Annotated in this window: 17 protein-coding genes and 1 tRNA gene; 12 read left to right on the top strand and 6 right to left on the bottom strand. The window is 60.5% G+C overall.

Annotation, left to right across the window (positions count from 1 at the left end):
- Window positions 1-47: 47 nt before the first annotated feature.
- On the top strand, window positions 48-2,060 hold the full coding sequence (locus QM694_RS13405) for an SGNH/GDSL hydrolase family protein (protein WP_415007436.1): 2,013 nt from the start codon (window positions 48-50) through the stop codon (window positions 2,058-2,060).
- Window positions 2,061-2,064: 4 nt separating this feature from the next.
- Here QM694_RS13405 and QM694_RS13410 read toward each other — a convergent pair whose 3' ends face one another.
- Both QM694_RS13410 and QM694_RS13415 read right to left on the bottom strand, forming a co-directional pair.
- Entirely contained in the window at window positions 2,065-2,268 is a 204-nt protein-coding gene (locus QM694_RS13410) for a hypothetical protein (protein ID WP_415007437.1), read from the bottom strand.
- Window positions 2,269-2,723: 455 nt separating this feature from the next.
- A tRNA-Gly gene (locus QM694_RS13415) sits at window positions 2,724-2,798 on the bottom strand.
- Window positions 2,799-2,895: 97 nt separating this feature from the next.
- Here QM694_RS13415 and QM694_RS13420 point away from each other — a divergent pair.
- From QM694_RS13420 to QM694_RS13440, 5 genes are read left to right on the top strand one after another with little or no spacing between them, the layout of a single operon-like run.
- Window positions 2,896-3,393 carry a prolyl-tRNA synthetase associated domain-containing protein gene (locus QM694_RS13420; protein ID WP_415007438.1) on the top strand — a complete coding sequence of 166 codons (498 nt, stop codon included), beginning with the start codon at window positions 2,896-2,898 and terminating at the stop codon, window positions 3,391-3,393.
- A 57-nt stretch (window positions 3,394-3,450) separates the two neighbouring features.
- Complete coding sequence (gene trxA / locus QM694_RS13425) at window positions 3,451-4,356, top strand: thioredoxin (protein WP_415007439.1); 906 nt, start codon at window positions 3,451-3,453, stop codon at window positions 4,354-4,356.
- A 6-nt stretch (window positions 4,357-4,362) separates the two neighbouring features.
- Complete coding sequence (locus QM694_RS13430) at window positions 4,363-5,028, top strand: LON peptidase substrate-binding domain-containing protein (protein WP_415007440.1); 666 nt, start codon at window positions 4,363-4,365, stop codon at window positions 5,026-5,028.
- A complete protein-coding gene (locus tag QM694_RS13435) occupies window positions 5,025-5,213 on the top strand; it encodes a Trm112 family protein (RefSeq protein WP_415007441.1) in 189 nt (62 codons plus the stop codon). The genes QM694_RS13430 and QM694_RS13435 overlap by 4 nt, the downstream gene beginning before the upstream one ends.
- Entirely contained in the window at window positions 5,206-5,565 is a 360-nt protein-coding gene (locus tag QM694_RS13440; protein WP_415007442.1) for a gamma-butyrobetaine hydroxylase-like domain-containing protein, read from the top strand. The genes QM694_RS13435 and QM694_RS13440 overlap by 8 nt, the downstream gene beginning before the upstream one ends.
- Here the strand turns inward: QM694_RS13440 and QM694_RS13445 are convergent.
- Complete coding sequence (locus QM694_RS13445; RefSeq protein WP_415007443.1) at window positions 5,562-6,800, bottom strand: FAD-dependent monooxygenase; 1,239 nt, start codon at window positions 6,798-6,800, stop codon at window positions 5,562-5,564. The genes QM694_RS13440 and QM694_RS13445 overlap by 4 nt on opposite strands.
- Window positions 6,801-7,030: 230 nt before the next feature.
- Between QM694_RS13445 and QM694_RS13450 the strand changes: the two genes are divergently transcribed.
- The 5 genes from QM694_RS13450 (at window position 7,031) to QM694_RS13470 (ending at window position 12,944) form a co-directional block, all read left to right on the top strand.
- On the top strand, window positions 7,031-7,369 hold the full coding sequence (locus QM694_RS13450; protein WP_415007444.1) for a P-II family nitrogen regulator: 339 nt from the start codon (window positions 7,031-7,033) through the stop codon (window positions 7,367-7,369).
- Window positions 7,370-7,392: 23 nt separating this feature from the next.
- Window positions 7,393-8,691, top strand: coding sequence for an ammonium transporter (locus tag QM694_RS13455; RefSeq protein WP_415007445.1), 1,299 nt, complete (start codon window positions 7,393-7,395; stop codon window positions 8,689-8,691).
- A gap of 147 nt (window positions 8,692-8,838) precedes the next feature.
- Window positions 8,839-11,385 (top strand): DNA translocase FtsK 4TM domain-containing protein, encoded by a 2,547-nt coding sequence (locus QM694_RS13460; RefSeq protein ID WP_415008628.1) that lies wholly within the window; start codon window positions 8,839-8,841, stop codon window positions 11,383-11,385.
- Between the two features lie 62 nt (window positions 11,386-11,447).
- Window positions 11,448-12,098 (top strand): LolA family protein, encoded by a 651-nt coding sequence (locus QM694_RS13465; protein WP_415007446.1) that lies wholly within the window; start codon window positions 11,448-11,450, stop codon window positions 12,096-12,098.
- Between the two features lie 39 nt (window positions 12,099-12,137).
- Complete coding sequence (locus QM694_RS13470) at window positions 12,138-12,944, top strand: exodeoxyribonuclease III (RefSeq protein WP_415007447.1); 807 nt, start codon at window positions 12,138-12,140, stop codon at window positions 12,942-12,944.
- On the opposite strand, the gene QM694_RS13475 is transcribed toward QM694_RS13470, so the two are convergent.
- Complete coding sequence (locus tag QM694_RS13475) at window positions 12,939-13,406, bottom strand: Crp/Fnr family transcriptional regulator (RefSeq protein ID WP_415007448.1); 468 nt, start codon at window positions 13,404-13,406, stop codon at window positions 12,939-12,941. The two genes, QM694_RS13470 and QM694_RS13475, sit on opposite strands and share 6 nt — an antisense overlap.
- 103 nt (window positions 13,407-13,509) lie before the next feature.
- Window positions 13,510-14,196, bottom strand: coding sequence for a response regulator transcription factor (locus QM694_RS13480; RefSeq protein WP_415007449.1), 687 nt, complete (start codon window positions 14,194-14,196; stop codon window positions 13,510-13,512).
- Between the two features lie 88 nt (window positions 14,197-14,284).
- Here QM694_RS13480 and QM694_RS13485 point away from each other — a divergent pair, with 88 nt between their 5' ends.
- Window positions 14,285-14,815 carry a L,D-transpeptidase family protein gene (locus tag QM694_RS13485; RefSeq protein WP_415007450.1) on the top strand — a complete coding sequence of 177 codons (531 nt, stop codon included), beginning with the start codon at window positions 14,285-14,287 and terminating at the stop codon, window positions 14,813-14,815.
- On the opposite strand, the gene QM694_RS13490 is transcribed toward QM694_RS13485, so the two are convergent.
- Complete coding sequence (locus tag QM694_RS13490) at window positions 14,812-15,489, bottom strand: YggS family pyridoxal phosphate-dependent enzyme (protein WP_415007451.1); 678 nt, start codon at window positions 15,487-15,489, stop codon at window positions 14,812-14,814. The two genes, QM694_RS13485 and QM694_RS13490, sit on opposite strands and share 4 nt — an antisense overlap.
- Between the last annotated feature and the right edge of the window lie 21 nt (window positions 15,490-15,510).

The following is a 15,510-nucleotide window of genomic DNA, read 5'->3' on the forward strand; positions in this document are numbered from 1 at the left end:
ACCCACTCTGCCTCAACTTGGCCCGCTTTCGCCGCAAGAAAGCGGCGATGCTGATCCGTTCCATTTTCCTGATCGCGAGCCTGTTCATCGCCACGTCTGCCGGGGCACAGACACTCAACTCTTCAAACGTCACCATCCAATGGCAGTTGGCAAACCGCTTCCGCCTGTTCAAGGATGCCTCAACTTTCCGCATGCAGGAGAATGCCTGGCGGCAATATCTGATCCATGTTGATGGGCTTAAACTCGCAGATGACGAACGCGATGCTTTCATCCAGCGCACCTCGGTGCTGGGGGCCGAGCATGTGCTGAATGACCGCCGCATCGCCTTCTCGAATATTCTGCGCAACAATTTCGATTGGCGTGGTTGGGCGGCAAAAGCAGCGGCAAGCCTTTGCTATGACAGCGACAAGCGCAGCTATACGGCCTGCGGTAGTATTGATTCCTATCTCAATCCCAAGAATCACCCGATTGAACTCTGGCTCGCCTCGAACGGCATACAGCTTCAGGGCCAGCGCTGCGAATGGCGGATCGGCGGAGAGCTGGTGGCAACAGCCGATTGCGGCGCACGCATCAGCGGCCCTGGCGTTTCGCTTCCCTATCCCGCGGGTGCCGATATTTCCGTCAACGTGGTGGGAGAACAGCCGATCACCGTTCCCGCCAGCGTCACCGATCTCCTGATCGTCGGCATGGGCGACAGTTTTGCATCGGGTGAAGGAAATCCCAACCTTCCTGTTGCCTTCGGCGATGCAAAGCGCTTCCGCAATCTATATCCCCTGCGCCTCGCCAATGATGCGACAGGCTCCGCGGCGTGGACCGACACGCTCTGTCACCGTTCGCTCTATGGCCAGCAGTTCCGCGCCGCACTCCAGCTCGCCGTTGAAAACCCGCGCCTCTCCGTGACCTATCTTGATTATTCCTGTTCCGGCGCGGGCATTGACGATGGAATCTTAGGGCCGCAGACTTACGTGGAGCGCATCGCTGATTCCGATCCCAATGCATACACCAAGCCCTCCGCCCGGCCTCTTTCCGGAGGAAGCCGCGACGGTGAACTTTATCGCGTTCTCCGCGATCTCTGTGTGAACAAGCCCGAGCAGAACGGTGATCTCTGGACGTGTCCCGGCGGCAAATACCGCCGCAACATTGATTTTCTCTTCCTGTCGATCGGCGGCAATGACATCGGCTTCTCGAACGTGGTGGCATGGGCCACGTTGCGCGGCGGCGTCTCCGCCGCGATCGCCAAGTTCTTTGGAGCGACTGTTTCTGCTGATGAGTTTGCCTCCCGCATGCGCGATGTGCTGCCTGATGCCTATGGCCGCCTCGCGAAAGCTTTCGAGGCCGCGCTTCCGGTTTATTCCGCCAATGATGGGGTCTTCGATCCCGCGCGCGTTATTCTCACCTCCTATCCCGATCTCGTGACAGATGAAACCGGCGGCATCTGTCAGTCTGGAGGTGATGATGACGGCAGTTTCGCCGCCAATCAGTCACTCGACATGTTTTCCTCCTGGCTGGGCGCCAACCAGAAACGCCTGACCGCCGTGCGCGGCCAGTTCCTGACCCTGTTCAAGGAAATGCGAAGCCTTGCCGGAGATCACGGCTGGACATTTGCCGGCCACGCCTATGCCGACAAGATGTTCGAAGGCCATGGTTTCTGCGCCCGAAATCCAAAGATGGCGGGAGATCCGGCCGAAATGCTCAGCATACCTTGCTGGGGCAAGGCGAAACGCGATTCAATGACCTGCGAATCGAGCTGGTCGGGCAAGGCAGGTGAATGGTTTCCTTATAATCCCGCTACTCAGAACTATCCCTATGCACTTCGCCAGCGTTGGGTGCGGACATTCAACGACGCATACATGGTGATCAATCAGAAGGTCGCCGACCGCTACGGCACCATTGATGAAAAAACATCGGCAGCGGTTTTTTCGGAAACCACCGGCGCTCTTCATCCGACGGCAGAAGGGCACGCCGCCATGGCCGATGCCTTGCTGCTCAGCGTGAGGCCCATGGTGGAACAGATGCTGGAACAGCCTTCCGCCCAGCCTGAAACGCTACAGTTGAGATAGGGCGTTACTTTTCCAAAACCTTGTTGGCATTGGCATCAATGCGGCGCTCCTCGTCCGCCGTCAAATTGCCTGCCTTTCGTTGCTGTGCCGCGCGAGCCTTGGCATTCGCTGCATGCGCCTTGTCTTCGATCGGGTACGCGCGCTTTTCTGGCACTGCAAACTTACGTTCGGAAAGCTTGTCACGATCATCGATAGAAAGCTTGGCCATGGACTCCTCCATGAATTGGGCCTGATAATCTCAGCCAACGATTTGAACACGGCCATGTTCCACTGCCGGAGTTTAAGGCCGAAGCGATACTCCCGCTTGATCTCGTTGAACAAAGGCAATAGCTTTCATTTGCTTACGGCAGGAAAACAAAAATGCGCTCTATTTGTATGATGATCGCTCTGGTGGTTGCTTCTATGGCGGTTTCAATGCCCGCCCTGGCAGGCACAAAGAAAGTAGAGAAGCCGGAGACTGAACGGGCACGCGTGTGGAAGCTGGCAGTCGCCCTTTGCCACCAGAAAGCCGGCCCGAACGCCTATCCAACCCAGCTTCAAATCATTGACAATGGCCGGTATTTTCGCACCAGGTGCAATCTGCGATAACCGCAGCTTTGCCATTAAATGAAAAGACCCGCCGCAGCGGGTCTTGGAAAGCAGCCTGAATTTCCAGGCCGGAATTGGAGCGGGCGAAGGGATTCGAACCCTCGACCCCAACCTTGGCAAGGTTGTGCTCTACCCCTGAGCTACGCCCGCATCAACCGGGCAAACCCGGCGAAGGTGGCGGACTTATTGCCTAAGCCGGAAACAAATGCAAGAAGAACCTCAAAATTCCGGGGATTGCCGAATTAACATGCCTGTTATCCGCGCCGATCTGATGAATCGCTTCCAGGAGCTTGGAATTGCTACGGAAACCCGTGAACATCCGCCCGTTCATACGGTCGAGCAGGCGCAAAGCCTGCGCGGCACAATTTCCGGCGGCCACTGCAAGAACCTGTTTCTCAAGGATGAGAAGGGCGCCATCTGGCTCATCGTTTGCCTTGAGGACGCCGAGGTGAACCTGAAGGCTGCGCCCGCAAAGATCGGCTCCAAACGCCTCACCTTCGGCAAGCCTGACCTCTTGATGGAGGTGCTGGGTGTTGAACCGGGCTCGGTCACACCCTTCGGGTTGATCAATGACACGGCAGCCCGGACCAATGTCATTCTCGATGAGCCGATGATGCGGCATCAGCAGCTCAACTATCATCCCCTCCGCAACGATGCTACCACCACCATCGCGTCGGATGACCTCCTTGCCTTTATCCGCTCTTGCGGCCACGAGCCGCGAATTGTCGCGGTGAGCGGCGCCTGATTGAAAACACGATACGGACCGTCCATCTAGAGGGCGATTTTCAGGGATTTGACCGCTATGACCTTCATGCTCGATGCCAAGCCGCAGGCCGCCGATCTCGTCAAGGATTCCAACGACAAGAACTTCGCCAAGGATGTGATCGAAGCCTCGCGCACCGTTCCGGTGATCGTCGATTTCTGGGCTCCATGGTGTGGTCCCTGCAAGACGCTGGGGCCTGCCATTGAAAAAGTCGTGAAGCAGGCGAACGGCAAGGTGAAGCTGGTCAAGATCAACGTCGATGAGAACCAGCAATATGCGTCGCAGCTGCGGGTGCAGTCGATCCCGGCCGTCTTCGCCTTCGTCAACGGCCAGCCGGTCGATGGTTTCATGGGGGCGTTGCCGGAAGGCGAAATCAAGAAATTCATCGACAAGCTGGGCAGCCAGGGAGGATTGGCCGAAGAGATCGAGGCCGCCATGACCGCCGCCAACGCAGCCTTTGCCGAGAAGGACTATCAGACAGCGGCGGAAATTTTCGTCCAGATCATTCAGGCCGACCGTGAACATGCGGGTGCATTGGCAGGGCTTGCCCGCTGCCAGATTGAGATGGGCGATCTTGAAAACGCCAGGGCGACACTGGCGCTGGTGCCGCCCGCCAAAGCCAAGGATCCCGCCGTGCTGAGCGCCAATGCCGCGCTCGATCTCGCGCTCAATCCCGTCGACACGTCGGGCGCTGCGGCACTGGAAGCACAGCTTGCAAAAAATCCCGATGACCATCAGGCACGCTTCGACCTCGCTGTTCTTCGCAATGGGGCAGGTGACCGCCAGCACGCGCTCGACCACCTTCTCCATATCGTGAAGAAGGAGCGCGGTTGGAATGAAGAGGCGGCCCGCAAGCAACTGGTAAAGCTCTTCGAGGCGTGGGGCCCCAAGGATGACATGACCCTGCAGGGCCGTCGCAAATTATCCTCACTTCTGTTCTCCTGATCGCTCATGGGATTTCTTGACCGTTACAAAAACCCCGCCGACCTGCCGCAGCGCCTGCCGGTGTTTCCACTGTCGGGTGCCCTGTTGCTGCCGCGCGCCGATCTTCCGCTCAACATCTTCGAGCCGCGCTATCTTGAAATGGTCGCCGATGCGATGGCGGGCGACCGGCTGATCGGCATGATCCAGCCGGAACAGGAATCGGAGAGCGAGCGGCCCTTGCTGATGGCGGTGGGCTGCGCCGGGCGCATTACCTCGTATGCCGAAACCGCCGATGACCGGCTGATGATCACACTCACCGGCGTGAGCCGTTTCCGGATTGCCGAGGAACTTGACGCCGATACGCCCTACCGGCAAGTGATTGCTAACTTTCATCCCTTCGCCCGCGATCTGGTGAGCGACCATGGTGCCGACGAAGTGAATCGTCCCGCGCTCGTCAAGGCGCTGCGCGATTATCTCAACGCCAACGACATGAAAGCGGACTGGCAGCAGGTCGATGCGGCGCCCACGGAAGTGCTGGTCAATACACTTTCCCTTCTTGCGCCCTATGCCGCAAAGGAAAAGCAGGCGCTTCTCGAGGCACCCGACCTCAAGACGAGGGCCGATGTTCTGGTGGCTCTCACTGAAATGACGCTGGCCCGCACATCGAAAGACAAGCCTGCGAGGCTTCAATGAGCCAAATCCGGGAAGCCGATGCAAAGCTGCTGGAACTGATGGTGTGCCCCGTCACCAAGACCATGCTGCGCTATGACCGTGAAAAGCAGGAGCTGGTTTCGCGCGCCGCCCGGTTGGCCTACCCCATCCGCGATGGCATTCCGGTGATGCTGGCGGAAGAGGCCCGCGAACTCGGCGATGAGTGACCCCTGGCCGAGCGAACTGCACCTCGCCCGCGATCGCCGCTCTTTGACCGTGGTGTTCGAAGGCAATCCCGATCCTGTGTCTCTCTCCGCGGAATATCTCCGCGTCGAAAGCCCCAGTGCCGAAGTCAAGGGACATGGCCCGGGGCAGGAGCAGCTGGTGTGGGGAAAACGCAATATCACCATCCAGCGCCTCGAACCGGTCGGCAATTACGCGCTCCGCATCATCTTCGATGACGGGCATTCAACCGGCCTTTACACATGGGCCTATCTCGCAATGCTCGGGCAACGGCATGACGAAATCTGGAATACCTATCTCGCCAAGCTGAAAGCCGAAGACCGCGGACGCGGTTAATTCCGCTCGCCGCGCAAGAGCCGCGGCAGCAACCCTCCTTGCCCAGCTGCCTCACCTACAAATCCGCGCTTGAGCGGCGCGATGCGGTTCACCGCCATCAACCCTGCATCCCGCAGCAGCGCCAGCAGCGGGTTGCTGTTGCTGAAGAGCCGGTTCATGCCATCCATCGCGGCTGCGGTGACAACGGTATCGAAGCGCCGCCACGAACTATAGCGATCCAGCACCGGGGCTCCGCCGGGATCGAGGCCGAGCGCCACGGCGTCATGCACGGAATCGGCCAGCGCCGCCACATCGCGAAGGCCGAGATTGAAGCCGAGCCCCGCGAGGGGATGCAGCACATGCGCGGCATCGCCCACCAGCGCTAGGCGATCCGCCGTGAACTCCCGAGCCACCCACAGCGCCAGCGGATACCCATGTCGGCCGCTTGCAAGCGAAATTGCTCCCAGATGCGTTCCAAATCGCTTGCTCATCTCGGCAAGGAATTCATCGTCGGATAACGCAAGCTTGCGCTCGCCTTTGGCGATCGTTTCCGTCCACACCAGCGACGAGCGATTGCCGGGAAGCGGCAAGATGGCGAAAGGGCCGGACGGCATGAAATGTTCTTCCGCCCGCCCGCCATGCGGAAGCTCATGGGCAACGGTGGCCACCAGCCCCATCTGGTCATAGGGCCAGCCCACCATGGAGATGCCCGCAGCCTCGCGCGCCGGCGAATTGCGCCCATCCGCGGCCACCACAAGGCTGGCGGAAAAATTACGCCCGTCCGCGAGCCTCACGCGCGCCAATCCCGGCCCGCGGTCAAACTGCTCGACCGGTGTTCCCGTGGCGAATTCGATATGAGGCGAGCCTTGAGCCGCGTTCAGCATGGCTGCGTAGAGTTGGCGGTTCTCGATCATATGCGCCGAAGGGCCGTGCGGCATGTCATCTTCGCCAAAGGCAAGAAGAACGGGACGGCGCGCGGCGTTCGGCCTGGAATCCGTGACGATGATTTCGGTCATCGGCTGGGCGTCCGGTTCAAGCGCAGGCCAGACATCGAGCGCCTCGAACATCCGCCGCGCCGCGGCCGTAATGGCGGAAGCCCGCCCGTCGAAGGCCGGACTGGTGAAACTCGCGGGATCCTTGGCGTCGACGACGAGCACATCGAGTGGCCGGCGGACGGCGTTGCCTCCAAGCGCCACGGCTGCCGCCAGCCCGTTCAGAGCCGCCCCCACAACGATGACATCAAACACCTTGTCCATAGGGTGAGTTGGCAGGAAAACATGCGGGGTGGCAAGACTACGAAAAGCCGCGCAGGGAATTGCCCATAATTTATGCAAAAACGAAATATTGCCTTAAATTAAGGCGTTTCTGCTTCAACTGAAGCCATTAAGATTCTGAAAAGATTCACGATTCCAGAGACATACCACTTCGCCTCCGATTGGCACGTTTCTTGGGTTGCAACGCAACATCATCAAAACAGGGGTGATGTATGAAATACGTAATAGCCGTCATCAAGCCATTCAAGCTTGAAGAAGTACGGGAGGCTCTCGCGGGCATTGGCGTCCAGGGAATTACCGTGACTGAAGTGAAGGGGCACGGCCGCCAGCGCGGCCATACCGAGTTCTACCGGGGTGCCGAATACACCGTCAGCTTCGTGCCAAAAGTGAAAATCGAACTGGCGGTGGATGAAACCATCGCCGACCGCGTCATCGAAACCATCCAGACTGCCGGCCAAACCGGACAGATCGGCGACGGCAAGATCTTCGTTCTTCCGCTTGACCAGGCCGTGCGCATCCGCACCGGCGAAACCGGCGCCGCGGCGCTTTGATCTCTCACCACAGGAGTTCTGATATGTATCGGAAAGCATTGAAGAGCATCGCCGGTTCGGCGCTCTTCACCCTACTTCTCGCGCAGCCCGCGCTGGCTGACGATCCCAAGCTCGACACCGGCAATACGGCGTGGATGCTGACCTCCACCGCCCTCGTCCTCATGATGACGGTGCCGGGCCTTTTCCTCTTCTATGGCGGTCTCGTCCGCAAGAAGAACGTGCTCGCCACTTCGATGCAAAGTTTTGCCATCTGCTGCCTCGTCACCGTGATCTGGATGATCGTCGGCTACTCGCTGGCCTTCAAGGATGGCGGCGGGATGAACGCCTATATCGGCGGGCTGTCCAGCTTCTTCCTGAAGGGCATGACGAGCGGATCGCTCAGCGGCACGATCCCCGAGACGGTCTTCATGACCTTCCAGATGACCTTCGCCATCATCACCCCGGCGCTGATCGCCGGCGCCTTCGCCGACCGCATGAAATTTTCAGCGCTGCTGTGGTTCATGGGGTTGTGGAGCGTGATCGTCTATAGCCCGATCTGTCACTGGGTGTGGGGCGGCGGCTTCCTGGGCGGCCTTGGCGTGAAGGACTTCGCCGGCGGCACCGTGGTGCACATCAACGCCGGTATCGCAGCCCTTGTTTGCGCGCTCGTGCTCGGCAAGCGCACCGGCTACGGCACTGAAAACATGGCGCCGCACAACCTCGTGCTGTCGCTGATTGGCGCCTCGCTTCTGTGGGTGGGCTGGTTCGGCTTCAACGCCGGTTCGGAACTTGCAGCCGACGGCGTCGCCGGCATGGCCATGGCCGTGACGCAGATCGCCACCGCTGCGGCGGGCCTCGCCTGGATGTTCTATGAGTGGGTGAAGCACGGCAAGCCCTCCGTCCTCGGCATCATTTCCGGTGCGGTTGCGGGCCTTGTCGCCATCACCCCGGCCTCCGGCTTCGTCGGCCCCACGGGGGCGCTGATCATCGGCATCGCTGCCGGCGTGATCTGCGCCTGGGCAGCAACCTCGCTCAAGCCGATGCTGGGCTATGACGACTCGCTCGATGCATTCGGCGTGCACGGTGTGGGCGGCTTCGTTGGCGCCATCCTGACCGGCGTCTTCATCAGCGCGGATTTCGGCGGCGCCGGCCTGCCGGACGGCGTTTCGATGGGACACCAGGTCTGGGTCCAGTTCCTCGGAACGCTGGCCACCATCATCTGGTCTGGCCTCGCCACCTTCGTGATCCTCAAGGTGATCGACATGACCATCGGCCTCCGTGTTAGCAAGGAAGTCGAAATCGAAGGTCTCGACATCAACCTGCACGGTGAAACCGTGCCCTGATCTGATCAAGGTCCACTACGTTGGGGCCGGTGGAGAAATCCACCGGCCCCTTTTCATTTCGGAGGTTATTTTACGCCGCTTTAACCATGAGCCGTCAGACTGGCCTTAACGATTTGTTAGACCCCGCGCCCAAGGGCCGGGGTGGAGATCCGCATGGCCTACGACCCATCCTACGACACCGACGACAGCGCCATTCCAGCCGCCATAAAGCGCTTCGTGCGCAAGCGGCTGTTCGAATGTGCGGGCGCGGCCCTGTTTCTTGTCCTGATCGCCATTGGCCTGTCGCTTGCCACATGGTCGCCTGACGATCCCTCCTTCAACCACGCCGTCGATCATCCCGCCCGCAATTGGCTGGGATTTCCAGGCGCCGCCATTGCCGATGAACTGATGCAATTTCTAGGGCTGGGCGTCCTCGCCCTTCTGGGCTTGCCGATGGCTTGGGCGGTGACGCTCATGAGTCACGCGGTGATCCGCCAGCCGCTGCGCCGGGCCGGTGCATGGCTAGGCACCACCCTCTGCGCCAGCGCCGCCCTCGCAGCCATACCGGCTCCCGCCAGCTGGTCGCTGGCGGCAGGTCTTGGCGGCAACGCAGGCGATGTTGTGCACGGTTTCATCAGCGTCATTCTAGGCCTTGTCATCAAGGGCTTTATTGCCGCCATGATCTCTTTCGCGCTGATGACGGCGGCCGCCGTCCTGTTGGCCCGCAAGGCCATCCGGCAGCCTGCCGAAGTCATCGCCACACCCAGGGCAAAAACGAAGGCCAAGGCAAAGCAGGCAAGAAAGCGCGAGCCTTCTCTGTTGTGGGCCAATACCAAATCGATGTTCTCCAGCCTGCGCGAACGGCTGAGCGCATTCCAAAGTGAAGAGGAAGACGAGCCCCGCGGTGACATCCTCACCCGCCTCGCTCCGGCACGTGGCGGAATCACCGGAAAACCCGGCAAGAACAACGCCCGGATTGAACCGGTACTGAGCCGTCGCCAGATGGCTACGCTTGAGCCGGAAGACGAGGTTGCCGAAGACGGAGAGGCTTACGGCGAAGAAGAGAATTTTGACACCGAAGAGGAAGAAGATTTCGAGGAAGCACCTGCTGCGCCGCGCGTCAACCGTGATGCCAAGCCCATCAAGCCGGGAAAGAAGATCGCCAGGGACAAGCAGCCGGGCTTCAAATTCTCGAAATCCGAGGAATTCGAAATGCCGCCGCTGACCTTGCTGGCCGAGCCGAAACGCGTTGGGAAATCCGCCGAATTGTCGGATGAGGCGCTGGAACAGAATGCCCGCATGCTGGAAGGTGTGCTCGAGGATTTCGGCGTGAAAGGCCAGATCATCAAGGTCCGCCCGGGTCCTGTCGTTACGCTTTATGAACTCGAGCCCGCGCCCGGCATCAAGTCGTCCCGTGTCATCAGCCTGGCCGATGACATTGCCCGCTCAATGAGCGCTGTCTCGGCCCGCGTGGCCGTCGTCTCTGGCCGCAATGCCATCGGCATCGAGTTGCCAAACAGCAAGCGTGAGACGGTTTATCTGCGCGAACTTCTGGGATCGGAGGCGTTTGAGAAGACCGGCCAGAACCTGGCGCTGGCCTTGGGCAAGAACATTGGCGGCGAGCCTGTCTTCGCCGATCTTGCCCGTATGCCGCATCTGCTGATCGCCGGCACCACCGGTTCGGGCAAGTCGGTGGGCATTAACACCATGATCCTGTCGCTGCTCTACCGTCTGCCGCCCGAACGCTGCAAGCTGATCATGATCGATCCCAAGATGCTGGAATTGTCCGTATACGAAGGAATTCCGCATCTTCTCGCGCCCGTCGTCACCGATCCGCGCAAGGCCGTGGTGGCGCTCAAATGGGCGGTGCGCGAAATGGAAGAGCGTTACCGCAAGATGTCGAAGGTCGGCGTTCGCAATATCGATGGCTACAACGCCCGCATGAAGCAGGCGATGGTCAAGGGCGAACCTCTCTCGCGCACGGTCCAGACAGGTTTCGACAGCGAAACCGGCGAACCCATCTTCGAGCAGGAGAAGATGGAAAACGCGCCCATGCCCTATATCGTCGTGATCATCGACGAAATGGCCGACCTGATGATGGTGGCGGGCAAGGATATCGAAGGCGCGGTGCAGCGCCTCGCCCAGATGGCCCGTGCCGCCGGCATCCACGTGGTGATGGCGACGCAGCGGCCGTCCGTCGACGTGATCACCGGCACCATCAAGGCGAACTTTCCCACCCGTATCTCCTTCCAGGTCACATCGAAGATCGACAGCCGCACGATCCTAGGCGAGCAGGGCGCCGAGCAGCTGCTGGGGCAGGGCGATATGCTCTACATGGCCGGCGGCGGTCGCATCTCCCGTCTCCACGCCCCCTTCGTGGCGGACGGCGAGGTGGAAGAGATCGTCAATCACCTGAAAGCCCAGGGCGCCCCCGAATATGTGGAGAGCGTCACCGAGGAGGCTGAGGAAGGCCCCTATGGCGAGCCCGGAGCGGGAGCCGAAGGCGGGTCCGGCGACGATCTCTACGACCAGGCCGTGGCCGTGGTGCTGCGCGACAAGAAGGTCTCCACCAGCTATGTGCAGCGCCGCCTTCAGGTTGGATACAACAAGGCCGCCAGCCTGATCGAACGCATGGAGAAAGAGGGCCTGATCTCCGCCGCCAATGCCACCGGCAAGCGCGAGATTCTGGTGCCGGGAGACAGTGCCCGTGACTGACGCCGCCCCAATTTCGGCCGGTTTCATTCGCTAAGCGGATAGCAGGATTACAGGAACACGCGATGATCATGAGATTGCAGAAACTTCTCCGCCTCGTGGCGCTTGGCTCCCTGCTGATCGGCACAGTGCCGATGGCGGCGCACGCGGCGGCGGCCATCCAGCTTACCGACGCCCAGTCGGCGTCGATCCAGCACATCTCGGATTACATCAACAGCTTCAGCTCGCTGCAGGGCGAGTTCACCCAGGTCAGCCCAAAGGGCAACCTGTCACGTGGCGTGTTCTATATCAGCAAGCCCGGCAAGATGCGCTTTGATTACGCGCCCCCCAATCCTTTCCTGATCGTCGCCGATGGCAGGTGGCTGACGATCAAGAACCGCGCCAAAGAGAAAGGCGACCAGTTCCCGCTGTCGCAAACGCCTTTGCGCCTTGTGCTCAGCCGCAATGTGGATCTGTTGAAGGATACGAATATTCTGGCTTTCCAGGAACAGGATGGCCTGACGTCCGTCACGCTTGAAGACAAGGGTGGAACGCTCGGTGGAACGCTCATGCTGGTCTTCGACCAGAAGCAGAAGGTACTCCAGCAATGGGTGGTCATCGACAGCAAGAACCGCCGCACCACCGTTACGCTCGACAAGATTGTGGCTGGCGTCAAGGTTGATCCACAGCTTTTCGTGGTCAAGATCGACCGCAAGGAGCGCGAGTCGCCGCGCTGAGGCTTGAACGGCTGGCGGGGCCGTGCTTCATGCCCCGCCATGACCTTCAAAATCGCCACCTGGAACATCAATTCGGTGCGGCTCCGCATCGATCTCGTCTGCCGTTTCCTGAAAGAACATCAGCCGGATGTCCTGTGCCTGCAGGAAACCAAGTGCCCTCAGGGCCAGTTTCCCTCAGCTCCGCTGCACGATCTGGGATACACCTCGATCGCCGAGTCCGGCCAGAAGGGCTATCACGGTGTCGCTATCGTCTCGCGCATCCCCTTCATCAACGAGAGCCTCCGGCGCTTCTGCGGCAAGGAAGACTGCCGCCACATCGCCGCCGCCGTAAACCCTGGCCGCCCGGTTCTCATTCACAACTTCTATATCCCCGCCGGCGGTGATGAACCCGACCCGCTCATCAACGAGAAGTTTGCCCATAAGCTGCAGTTCCTTGATGAACTTGAAGGCTGGTTTCGCGAAGGCGCCGTACCGCCAGAGCATGAGGCGATCATGGTGGGCGACCTCAACATCGCGCCGCTCGAGCATGATGTCTGGTCTCACAAGGATCTGCTGAAGGTCGTCAGCCATACCCCCGTCGAAACATCCAGACTGATCCGTGTACAGACGGCCGGAAACTGGGTGGACGTGATGCGCCAGCGTGTGCCGCCCAGCCAGAAGCTCTACACCTGGTGGAGTTACCGCGCGCAGGATTGGGCCCAAAGCAATCGCGGCCGCAGGCTGGACCATGTCTGGACGACAGAAGGGTTATCGCGCATGTGCGCTTCGATCGAGGTATTGAAGGATGCGCGAGGCTGGCCACGCCCGTCCGATCATGTTCCCGTTATCGCAGAATTCAGCTTATAGGCGTGAGAAAGGTTTTGCCTGATCGAACGCAGGCCGCGCTGCCAGCAGATCGGAAGCAAGGCCGCCAAGCCTCGCGCCCAGCGCCCGGAACACCGCCTGCCCGAACTCCGGATATTCTTCCGCAACCCGCATGAACAGGCCCCGGCTGATTCGGGCCGCTGTCAGTGGTGTCCGGGCGCGCGCCGTCACCGCATAGGCACCCGCCCCGATCATCGCCGTCTCGCCCAGAAATGCGCCGGGCGATGCGGCGCCGATCAAGTGTTCCCGGCCATCAAAAAGATCGGCCTGTCCATTCAGCACCAGAAACGCCGCCGTTCCGGTTTGGCCCTGTTCGATGAGCAGGGCGCCCGGCGCGAAAGATTGCCGTTCCGAGGAAAAGGCGATCAGCTGCAGATGCATGGGATCGCATTCCGAAAAGATCGGAATGCTGCGCAGCGTCTCGGCATCGGCCTTGACGCTCATGCCTTGCGACCTGAACCCGTTTGCAAAATTGGCACGCCCCACGCCTCACCGGTCTGATTCCCGGCCATCCCCCAAGCTCATAAAGGCGATTTGCCACCCGAGATCAAGGGACCAGCCGGTATCCCCCGCCTTCGGTGACCAGAATCTCGGCATGGGATGGATCACGCTCGATCTTCTGCCGGAGGCGGTAAATATGGGTTTCCAGCGTATGCGTTGTCACCCCGGCGTTATAGCCCCACACATCATGCAGCAGCACGTCACGTCCGACGATCTGCTCGCCCGCCCGGTAGAGAAACTTGATGATCGCCGTTTCCTTCTCGGTCAGGCGCACCTTCTTGTTGTCTTCCCTGACCAGCATCTTGGCGCTCGGCCTGAACGTATAGGGACCTACCTTGAAAACCGCATCCTCGCTGTGTTCATGCTGGCGCAGATGGGCGCGGATGCGGGCCAGTAAAACGCCGAAACGAAAAGGCTTTGTCACATAGTCATTGGCGCCCGAATCAAGCCCCAGGATTGTATCGGAATCTGAGCTCTGCGCCGTCAGCATGATGACGGGCCCCTTGTAGCCGTTGCGGCGGATGATCTTGCACGCCTCGCGCCCGTCCATGTCGGGAAGGTTTACGTCCAGCAGCACGAGATCGGCATGATCCGCCTTCGCGGCTTTCACGCCCGCCGTTGCCGTGGCGGCGTCGATGACCGAGAATTCATCGTGCAGCGAAAACTGTTCCTTGATCGTCTCACGCAATGCGTCGTCATCATCGATGATGAGGATTTTCTTCAACGTGGACATGGGGCCGCCCTGCTTCACTTGCGTTACCGTTGCTTCATGTTACGGTTCCCTGTGCCGAATGCAACGCCATGACACAAGACAACTCACCGTGACAAAATCCATCAAGACTCTTCACGTCCGCGCGATCAGCGCCAGGGCAACCGGCGGCATCTTGCAGGCAGGCAGCCTCGCCATACCCTGCCAGATCGGCCGCACCGGCCGGAAATGCCTGAAGCGCGAGGGCGATGGCGCAACGCCCGTTGGGGAATTCAGGCTCGTTCAGGGCTATTATCGGCATGGGGCTTTTCCACGCAAACCATCACGCCTGCCGCAACGGCCCCTGAAGGAGAGCGACGGTTGGTGTGACGAATCCACCGACCGCAATTACAACCGCCTCGTCCGCCTGCCCTACCCGGCCAGCCATGAGGAGCTGTTCCGCAAGGATGGTCTCTACGATGTGGTCATCACACTCGATCACAACCAGCGTCCGCGCGGGCGCGGGCTTGGAAGTGCTGTGTTTTTCCATCTCACCCGCGATGCCGAGAGCCCAACGGCGGGCTGCGTAGCCATTTCGCGCGCCGATATGGCCAGGCTTCTTCCGCGCCTCAGCCGCAGGACGCGGATCGTGGTCAGGCCTTAGCCGCGCCCGCCAAAAATCGCCGAGCCGACCCGAATATGCGTGGCCCCGCAGGCGATGGCTTGCGGATAATCGCCGCTCATCCCCAAGCTCAGGCCCTCAAGCCCGTTGCGGCGGGCGATGTCTGCCAGCATTGAAAAATGCGGCACGGGGTCCTGGTCTGCAGGTGGAATGCACATCAACCCTGCAATGGAAAGACCCAGCGCGCTGCGGCATTGGCCGATAAATCTGTCCGCCTCATCCGGGGCAACCCCGGCCTTTTGCGGCTCCCGCCCTGTGTTCACCTGGATGAAAAGCTGCAACCGCTTTCCCTGCCGTTCCATTTCGCGCGCGATGGCCTCCGCAATCTTGGGCCGGTCGACCGTGTGGATGGCATCGAACAGGGCCACGGCCTCCGCCGCCTTGTTGCTCTGGAGGGGCCCGATCAGATGAAGCTGCAGATCGGCATGGCTTTCCCGCAAGGCCGGCCATTTCCCCTTGGCCTCCTGCACCCGGTTTTCACCAAACACCCGCTGCCCGGCATTGATGACAGGCTGGATGTCGGTTGGCCCGAAGGTCTTGCTCACGGCAATCAGCGTAACGGTGGAGGGATCGCGACCCACCGCCTGAGCGGCGTGCCGGACACCCGCCTGAACCCGTTCCAGCCCCGCATGACCCATCGACGACTTCCCCCGCATCTGGCCCGCGCTTATGGCTTT

The sequence above is a fragment of the Aestuariivirga sp. genome, assembly GCF_047602625.1.
GTDB lineage: Bacteria > Pseudomonadota > Alphaproteobacteria > Rhizobiales > Aestuariivirgaceae > Aestuariivirga.